The sequence below is a fragment of the Vibrio sp. OPT18 genome (genome assembly GCF_015163615.1).
GTDB classification, from domain to species: Bacteria; Pseudomonadota; Gammaproteobacteria; order Enterobacterales; family Vibrionaceae; genus Vibrio; species Vibrio coralliirubri.
In genome coordinates, this window is the sequence record NZ_JADDYK010000023.1 from 25328 (window position 1) to 34936 (window position 9609).

Consider the following 9609-nt stretch of genomic DNA (forward strand, 5'->3'; position numbering starts at 1 on the left):
TTTTAGTTTAGAAAACCAAAAACTTTAATGAGGTGTTTTACGTTGTTTTGAATCTTTGCACTATGTATCGTTTTCATCGCTCTTGACCGGGAAGAGTCACGAAATTAACGCTCTGCACACGTATTTAAGGTTTTAAGAATGAAGAATATTACTTTTATAGCAGCTTCTATTTTATCTGCTATTTCATTACAAGCGCATGCGACATCAATTGAAGTTTATGGAGACGAAAATGATGTAATTGGTATGTATGGAGATTATAACTTTGGTGAGGATGGTCAGCACTTTGTTACGGGAGAAGTAACAAATGATAGCTTCGTCGAGTTAGGTTATGGCTACAGCATTAACGAGCATTTTGACTTAAGCGGCTCTTATGTACAGGGCGGTTACGGTGGTGCTGATGAAGTACGTGTTAAGGCTTCGACTGCTTACACGCTAGGCGCTTCACTCACACTTTCTGGTGGTCTTGAGTACCATCACGGCTTGGATGAAGTTGGTGCTGATTTCTGGGATCCGACTTCTGGTGGTAAAGATACAAATAGCGTACCGGATATTGGAATCCATAGACTTCCTGACATGGGGATTGATCGTGTACCACTTGAGGCAGCATCGAACAGCGATGTTATTCTACCCGCTCCGCACGGTGGAACTTTGCCTGCACCTACCCCGGATGGTCACCTCTTACCTGATATCGGTATTCAGAATCTAGGTATGGCTGATGGCAACAATGAATCTCAGGTTGTGAAAGTTAACCTAGGCCTTGATTACAACATCGCTAAAACGGTTGTACTTTCTTACGACCTAGACGCTTACTCACAGCTTGCTGAAGGCATCTATGTGGATGGTGAAGAAGTGGATAGTGAATGGTCAACTTCTACATTGAAAGCAACTTACGTTAACTCTGGCGAAGTTCAGCCATACGTGAAAGTAGCTGCAGATAACTCTGACATTGAAGATACAACCTTCACTGCTGGTGTCGTTATCGCACTTTAACAAGTCATTCTTGCTCGCTTTGGATGTAAATCCCTACCTGTAAGCTCGGACGCTTGTTGTCAGTAGTCATTGGCATTTTGTTTCACGGCCACTCAAGGAGTGAGTGGTTATTTTTATCGATGATGTTTGACATGAGCACACGAGCGAAGACTTACCTGTAAGTTAAAATAATTATCCCTGTAAAGGTGACACCACTTGAACAAGTAGTCAGCGAAGAGTCTGATTCCATTGTTCATGATCACCAAGATTAGGTATGCTTCACCGCATACCTATTTTCGTTTTTATCCTTTGTTTTTTGGAGTTCCCTTTGTCAGACCATCAATTCACCCCTCAAGATGAAATCTTCATGCGACGCGCCATCGAGGTGGCTAAGCAAGCAGAGAGTGAGGGAGAGGTTCCTGTCGGTGCTGTATTAGTGAAAGATGGGGAGGTTATCTCTGAAGGGTGGAACCGTTCGATTGGTAGCCACGACGCCACGGCACACGCAGAAATCGAAACCTTGCGTAAAGCGGGTCAAGCTCTGGAAAATTACCGACTGCTCGATACCACTTTATACGTCACGCTAGAGCCTTGCCCAATGTGTGCAGGGGCTTTGCTACATAGCCGAGTAAAGCGCATTGTGTTTGGCGCCCCAGACTTAAAAGCGGGCGCAGCAGGTACAGTCTTGAATTTGTTTGAAAGCCAGGCCTCATACCACTATGCCGACGTAGAACATGGCTTGTTAGAGGAAGAGTGTCGTGAACAATTGCAGGCGTTTTTCAAGCGTCGTAGAAAAGAGATAAAAGAGAAGCGAAAGCAAGAACGCCTGTTGGAAGAGCAGCGTTTAGAGGCGGAGATGAAGGCTGGTAACAAGAAATAGCAGCGTGCTTTCGGCACTCTCAATCGCAAGAGTGCCAAGCAAACTGACTGAGTAACTACATTTACTCAGCAATCATCTGCATGAAAGCGCGATTGCGCCAAATGATCTTCTTCTTATTATTTGAAAGCATACGCTTACGACGGTTTGCAGCAACGGTCTTATCAAGGCGTTTCGATTTCAGTTTCTTCATCATTTCAATGATTTCCTATTTGTCGTCTGACTTTTTAGTTTGGACTAACGATTTAATTATAGTGTTATTCGTTTGTTTGGCCTGTCGCACGCTTGGCTTACTTAGAAGAGCAGTTCTAGTCTAAAGCCAGCATCGTAGTGCAACAGAGCATAATCTTGATTGTGGTGTGCCGTTATAAGGTTCGATTGTTACTGCAATATGACACTCGAGATCTCATCATTATGTTCTTGCCTGCTTTCCTTATCCCTTAGCGACGAAAGAAGAGTCGAAAAAATACAATAAAAAAGAGCAATGCTAGATGGCATTGCTCTTTTGGGTTTTACTGTGAAGGCTCAGAACTGCTTACTGTCGACTGAGCTGCGCTGATACTCGATTCGGCACCTGAGGTTTCTAAAGGTGGGATCACCACCAAACCTTCAAGGGTCGCTTCTTGTTCTTTATTGCGCTTATTTACATGGCCAATAATGCTTTGGTAATAACGGCGAATGTTTTCAACGTAGTTTCTCGCTTCATCACCACGTGCATACCCATATCGAGTTTGGCTGTAGTATTTCTTCTGTCTCAATAGAGGCAATCGGTCTTTTACATCACCCCAAGCGTCAGGATCACCACCTTGTGCTTTGGTTAAGCGTCGAGCATCCATCATGTGTCCGTAACCTACATTGTATGAGGCTAAGGCAAACCAAATCTTCTCGTGCTGAGTGATCGAATCAGGTACTCGATTAACGATACGACGCAGGTACTCAACCCCGCCTTGTACCGACTGCTTCGGGTCGAGACGGTTGGTTACCCCGACACTCTTCGCGGTGGGTAGTGTCAACATCATCATGCCACGAACACCCGTTGGTGAGCGCGCAACAGGGTTCCAGTGTGATTCTTGGTAGGCCAAAGCGGCAATCAAGCGCCAATCAAATTCTTGAGAGTACTTTTGAAATAGCGGCGACCATTTTGGCAGCTTGCTGTCCAGTGCGCGGATAAAGGCGCGAGTATCAACGTAGTCAAAAGTACCGATGTGGCCGATGTATTTCTCTTCCAGTGAAGCCAGTTCACCAGACTGTTTTAGGTTACCGAAGAACTCAATCAACAGAGCATAAAGGCTTTCATCTTCAGACTTTTGCAAATACCAAGAGATAGGTTGGTCTTCTGTCAGTTCAAAAGCCAAAGCTACGTCTGGGTATAAACGTTGTGCCAGTGATAGCTCAATTGAGTCCGCAACCGTAAATAAGCGATCGCCAGTCGATACTTCTTTTAGCAGGTCGTTGATATCAGCATTGCCGACCGCATCATAGATAAAGTCATCGTGTGTTTTCTGCAGTTGTTTTAGTGTTGGCTCAAAATGTGAGTCTTTCACCACAACCAAAGATGGCGTTAATGTGTCAGTAGACGCCGCCTCTTCTGATTCAGTTTGCGCTTTAACAAAGTCAGCCTGACGCTCATCCTCGAAATTGATCAGTTGTTCAAGGTTTCTTGGTCGCCACTGGCCCTTTTTGTATACGACCTGTTGGCTTACATAGTAATAAGCAGGCGCGGCGCGATAAGCGCGTGTCAGTTTGTTGTTTTGCGTTAAGCCTGTCGCGATAAGATCGATTTCGCCTTTCTGCAGTGCAGGGAACAAGCCAGACAAACGGTAAGCGGGTTTAACCTCAAGCTTTACACCAAGCTCCTGCGCAAATTCACGAGCTAATTCGTAATCCAAGCCAGCAGGGCCATCAGGACCGATGTAATAAGATAGTTGGTTATTTAGGGTGCCGACACGAAGAACGCCACGATCTCGTATCTGCTCAAGGACACTTTTAGGTTCAGATTCAATCTGGCATCCAGCCAACCCAAATAGGGCGATGGCGAGCAGAAGGAACTTAGACGAAAAGATGAGCGTAAATTTAGGCATCAAAATGAAATCTCGAAAAGTGGAAGCCCCTTTATACCAAACCCCGCAAGGCTGGCAAAGCAGGTTTAATTAAACAGTTGTAAAAGTGGTGATAAATGCAGCAAAAGTACCATTTACGCAGAAAGATAAAAAAAATCACGCAAACGGTTGCTTTTGGTGTTACGTCACAAAAAGAAATGCTTTATAATGCGCTCGCATTGAAGAGGTGGAATCGGCATAGGTTTGGCAACCTTCGGGAATAGCTTCGAAGAAAACAGTTAGGTTGTTCCTATAACCCACTGAATTTATTCCAATACTACCTTAATCAACTGCATAAGAGACGTAAGCACATGAGAATTTTGCGTGGCTCCCCAGCTCTATCTGAGTTTCGTGTTAACAAGCTTTTAGAGCTTTGTCGTGAATTAAGCTTACCTGTAACAGGTATTTACGCTGAGTTTGCCCACTTTGCTGATCTAACGGCAGACCTAGATGAGTCTGAAGTTGAGAAGCTAGAAAAGCTACTGACTTACGGTCCAACGATTGAAGAGCATGAACCTGAAGGTTTACTGCTGCTTGCAACGCCACGCCCGGGCACTATCTCGCCTTGGTCTTCAAAATCAACAGATATCGCACACAACTGCGGACTGGCTAAAGTGTCACGTCTAGAGCGCGGTACTGCTTTCTACATTGAAACCTCTGCTGAACTTTCTGAGCTTCAACTTGTTGAGCTGAAAGCAATCCTGCACGACCGTATGATGGAAGTGGTTTTCACTGACTTCGAATCAGCTGCGGCACTATTTACCGTTGCTGAGCCTGCTCCTTATGCGGAAGTTGACCTATTAACTGGCGGACGTAAAGCGCTTGAAAAAGCAAACGTTACCCTAGGTCTTGCACTTGCAGAAGATGAGATTGATTACCTTCTTGAAAGCTTCACTGAGAAGCTAGGTCGTAACCCGACGGACATCGAGCTAATGATGTTTGCACAAGCGAACTCAGAGCACTGTCGTCATAAGATCTTTAACGCTGATTGGACTATCGATGGCGTTAAGCAAGAAAAATCATTGTTCAAGATGATTAAGAACACCTTTGAAACGACACCAGAACACGTTCTGTCTGCTTATAAAGATAACGCAGCGGTAATGACTGGTTCTGAAGTTGGTCGTTTCTTCCCAGATCCAGAAACTCGCCAGTACAACTACCACCAAGAAAAAACACACATCTTGATGAAAGTTGAAACGCACAACCACCCAACGGCAATCTCTCCGTGGCCGGGCGCATCGACAGGTTCAGGCGGTGAAATCCGTGATGAAGGCGCTACTGGTATTGGCGGTAAGCCAAAAGCGGGTCTGGTTGCTTTCTCTGTATCTAACCTTAAAATCCCGAACTTCGTTCAACCTTGGGAAACTGACTTTGGTAAGCCAAGCCGTATCGTTACTGCTCTGGATATCATGCTTGAAGGTCCTCTTGGTGGCGCGGCATTCAACAACGAATTTGGTCGTCCAAACCTACTTGGCTACTTCCGTACTTACGAAGAGAAAGTAAACTCTCACGCAGGTGAAGAAGTGCGTGGTTACCACAAACCAATTATGCTAGCTGGTGGTCTTGGTAACATCCGTGACGAGCACGTTCAGAAGAAAGAGATCCCAGTAGGTGCAAGCCTAATCGTTCTTGGTGGTCCTGCGATGAACATCGGCCTTGGTGGCGGTGCGGCATCTTCTATGGATTCTGGTTCTTCTTCTGAAGATCTAGATTTCGCTTCTGTACAACGTGAAAACCCAGAGATGGAGCGTCGTTGTCAGGAAGTTATTGACCGTTGTTGGCAGTTAGGTGATGCGAACCCAATCGCATTCATCCACGATGTGGGTGCGGGCGGTATCTCGAACGCACTTCCTGAGCTAGTAGACGATGGCGAGCGTGGCGGTATCTTCAACCTACGTGATGTACCAAACGATGAGCCGGGCATGAGCCCACTTGAGATCTGGTGTAACGAATCTCAAGAGCGTTACGTAATGGCGGTTGCTGATAAAGACATGGCAACATTCGACGCGATTTGTAAGCGTGAGCGTGCACCATACGCAGTCGTTGGTAAAGCAACGGAAGAGCGTGAGCTTAAACTAGAAGATTCACACTTCGACAACACGCCAATCGACATGCCAATGGACATCCTATTAGGTAAAACACCTAAGATGCACCGTGATGCGAAAACGCTAAAAGCAAACAACCCTGCGATTGACCGCTCTGGTATAGAGATGAACGAAGCGGTTGACCGTGTTCTTCGCTTGCCAACAGTCGCTGAGAAAACATTCCTTATCACCATCGGTGACCGCTCGGTAACAGGCCTTGTAGCTCGTGACCAAATGGTTGGTCCATGGCAGGTTCCTGTTGCTAACTGTGCTGTAACAGCGGCAAGCTACGACTCTTACCACGGTGAGGCAATGTCTCTTGGTGAGCGTACGCCAGTGGCACTTCTAGACTTCGGCGCATCGGCTCGTCTAGCGGTTGGTGAAGCAATCACTAACATCGCTGCGACCAACATCGGCGATATCAAACACATTAAACTGTCGGCTAACTGGATGTCTCCAGCAGGTCACCCAGGTGAAGATGCCGGTCTTTACGAAGCGGTTAAAGCGGTTGGTGAAGAACTATGTCCAGCACTGGGGCTAACTATCCCAGTGGGTAAAGACTCAATGTCGATGAAGACTAAGTGGGAAGAGAACGGCGAGCAAAAAGAAGTAACGTCTCCGCTATCTCTTGTTATCACTGCGTTCGCACGTGTTGAAGATGTTCGTAAGACGATTACTCCTCAGCTTCGCACTGACAAAGGTGACACTTCACTGGTTCTTATCGACCTAGGTAACGGCAAAAACCGTATGGGTGCGACAGCACTTGCACAGGTTTACAAGCAGCTTGGTGATAAGCCAGCAGACGTAGACAACGCAGCGCAACTAAAAGGTTTCTACGAAGGCGTTCAAGCACTTGTAGCGAACGACCAAGTTGTCGCTTACCACGATAAAGGTGACGGCGGTCTATTCGTAACGCTAGCTGAAATGGCATTCGCAGGTCACTGTGGTGTTAACGCTGATATTGCGGCGTTAGGCGAAGATACACTTGCGGCACTATTCAACGAAGAACTGGGTGCTGTAATCCAAGTTCGCAACGATGACCTAGACGTAGTACTTGCTACTCTTGCAGAAAACGGCCTAGAAACGTGTTCACATGTTATTGGTTCTGTTGAAGCGTCTGATGAGCTAGTGATTAAGTCTGGTGAGTCTGTAGTAATTGAACGTAACCGTACTGAACTACGTACTATCTGGGCTGAAACCACGCACAAAATGCAAGGTCTGCGTGATAACCCAGTGTGTGCTGACCAAGAACACGAAGCGAAGAAAGACAACTCAGACCCAGGTCTGAACGTAAAACTAAGCTTTGATGTAAACGAAGATATTGCAGCGCCATTCATCAATACAGGTGCTAAGCCTAAGATGGCGATTCTGCGTGAGCAGGGTGTTAACTCTCACGTTGAAATGGCAGCAGCATTTGACCGAGCAGGCTTCGAAGCGACAGATATTCACATGAGCGACATCCTAACGGGTCAAGCGGTTCTAGAAGAGTACAACGGCCTTGTGGCATGTGGTGGCTTCTCTTACGGTGACGTACTAGGCGCTGGCGAAGGCTGGGCTAAGTCAGTTCTGTTTAACGACTCTACGCGTGACCAATTTGAAAACTTCTTCAAGCGTGAAGATACCTTCTCTCTAGGTGTGTGTAACGGTTGTCAGATGTTGTCTAACCTACGTGAACTTATCCCTGGTGCTGAGTACTGGCCACGTTTCGTTCGCAATGAATCAGAGCGTTTCGAAGCGCGTTTCAGCCTAGTTGAGGTTCAGAAGTCAGATTCTGTATTCTTTAACGGCATGGAAGGTTCTCGTATGCCAATCGCAGTTTCTCACGGTGAAGGCCGCGTAGAAGTGCGTGACAACGACCACCTAAACGCGATTGAAAACTCAGGTACGGTTGCACTACGTTACGTTGATAACAACGGTAACCAAACGCAGCAATACCCGAACAACCCGAATGGTTCGCCAAACGCGATCACTGGTTTAACGACTACAGATGGCCGTGTGACTATCATGATGCCGCACCCAGAGCGTGTATTCCGTACGGTTGCAAACTCTTGGTCTCCGGAAGGTTGGGGCGAGAATGGCGCTTGGATGCGTATGTTCCAAAACGCACGTAAGAATGTGGGTTAATCACTTTCTTACTAGCCGCATTAATCTAGGCATAGGTTATGCAAAAATGAAAAGCGCAGATTGAAAGGTCTGCGCTTTTTTATTTCTCAAAATTTAGGAACCAGAGCGAAAAAATTAACGTTTGCAGTTTGCTGTTCTAAAAATCTCCACTACGCTAAATGTTATGGAATCAATTTGTTAGGCCATGAATTTCTGTATGTGTGCAGGTTTGGCTATGCAAAAACTGAATCAATCATCGTGGCATAAGAGGGAACTATGAAAACAACAATCACAAAAGCAGTTGCAGTGGCAGCGATTGTCATGTCGTTAGCTGGGTGTGTAGGTAGTAACGCCGTTACTGGGAAATTAATGAAGTTCAACGTTGAGGTTGTAGACAACCGTTACGCTCGTGCAGGGGTCAACTTCTTGCTTGCTCCGGTTTATGCACTAACAACCGCAGCCGATTACATCGTATTCAACTCGATCGAATTCTGGGCGGGTAAAAACCCATTGACTGGCGCGCCTCACATCTTCGATAGTAAAGTCGATACCATGATTGATGTGAACGACAGCCTTGATGATTCACTGAAAGATGCGCCACTTGGCTTCAACAATCGTCAGATTGAGTGGGGTGAGATGCAGCAAATCGACGAGAACACCATTCGTATGGACATTACTTACAACGATGGTCAAAAAGCAGTACTGACAGGCGTTCGTGATGGTGACAAGGTCAGCTATTACATGGATGGCACACTAGTTTCAGAGACTTCTATTCAAGCTCTTGAGCAGCTAGCCGCAGAGAAAGCATAACCCACTCTGTTCTGCCTATATAAAAGAAAAGCCGTTGGATTTAACCCCAACGGCTTCGTAATTTCTAGCATCTAGCATCTAGCGCTTAGATTAGTTGTTGCTGTGTAGCTCGCTGTTTAGCTCAACAGCAGACTTGTTCGCAAGACATTCAATTTGGCCAGTGATTGAGTTACGACGGAACAGAAGGTCAGAAACGCCAGCTAGGTCGCGAGCTTTAATGATTTCTACTTCGTTGCCTTCTTTATCTAGCATGCGAACCTTAGTTCCCGCAGTCACGTAAAGACCAGACTCAACCGTACAACGGTCGCCCATAGGGAAGCCAAGACCAGCGTTTGCGCCTAGTAGGCAGTTTTCGCCGATAGAGATAACCATAGTACCGCCACCAGACAGAGTACCCATGATAGAAGCGCCGCCGCCGATGTCAGAACCGTTACCTACAACAACACCTGCAGAGATACGACCTTCAACCATGCTCACGCCAGTTGTACCAGCATTGAAGTTGATGAAACCTTCGTGCATTACTGTTGTGCCTTCGCCCACATGTGCGCCAAGACGAACACGAGAAGTGTCAGCAATACGAATACCTGTTGGTACCACGTAATCCACCATTTTAGGGAACTTGTCTACGCAATCTACAGACAGAGCGCGACCTGCCAGGCGAGCTTCG

7 protein-coding genes are annotated in these 9609 nt (G+C 46.4%); 4 read left to right on the forward strand and 3 right to left on the reverse strand.

Annotation, left to right across the window (positions count from 1 at the left end; genetic code table 11):
• Positions 1–138 precede the first annotated feature (138 nt).
• Entirely contained in the window at positions 139–990 is an 852-nt protein-coding gene (locus IQQ51_RS04530; protein WP_193840486.1) for a hypothetical protein, read from the forward strand.
• 253 nt (positions 991–1243) lie between these two features.
• A complete protein-coding gene (gene tadA, locus IQQ51_RS04535) occupies positions 1244–1849 on the forward strand; it encodes a tRNA adenosine(34) deaminase TadA (protein WP_193840487.1) in 606 nt (201 codons plus the stop codon).
• A gap of 61 nt (positions 1850–1910) precedes the next feature.
• Here the strand turns inward: tadA and IQQ51_RS27735 are convergent, their stop codons facing one another.
• Both IQQ51_RS27735 and mltF read right to left on the reverse strand, forming a co-directional pair.
• The gene (locus IQQ51_RS27735) at positions 1911–2042 is read right to left on the reverse strand and encodes a hypothetical protein (RefSeq protein WP_017059878.1); all 132 of its coding nucleotides are present in this window, start codon (positions 2040–2042) and stop codon (positions 1911–1913) included.
• Between the two features lie 316 nt (positions 2043–2358).
• Positions 2359–3927 carry a membrane-bound lytic murein transglycosylase MltF gene (gene mltF / locus IQQ51_RS04540; RefSeq protein WP_193840488.1) on the reverse strand — a complete coding sequence of 523 codons (1569 nt, stop codon included), beginning with the start codon at positions 3925–3927 and terminating at the stop codon, positions 2359–2361.
• A 329-nt stretch (positions 3928–4256) separates the two neighbouring features.
• Here mltF and purL point away from each other — a divergent pair, with 329 nt between their 5' ends.
• Positions 4257–8153, forward strand: a complete 3897-nt coding sequence (gene purL, locus IQQ51_RS04545) for a phosphoribosylformylglycinamidine synthase (RefSeq protein ID WP_193840489.1) — start codon at positions 4257–4259, stop codon at positions 8151–8153.
• Between the two features lie 255 nt (positions 8154–8408).
• The gene (locus IQQ51_RS04550) at positions 8409–8942 is read left to right on the forward strand and encodes a DUF3332 domain-containing protein (protein WP_048608024.1); all 534 of its coding nucleotides are present in this window, start codon (positions 8409–8411) and stop codon (positions 8940–8942) included.
• Positions 8943–9032: 90 nt separating this feature from the next.
• Here the strand turns inward: IQQ51_RS04550 and IQQ51_RS26640 are convergent.
• Positions 9033–9609: DapH/DapD/GlmU-related protein (locus IQQ51_RS26640; RefSeq protein WP_265584310.1), on the reverse strand; the 577-nt coding region annotated here is incomplete at its 5' end.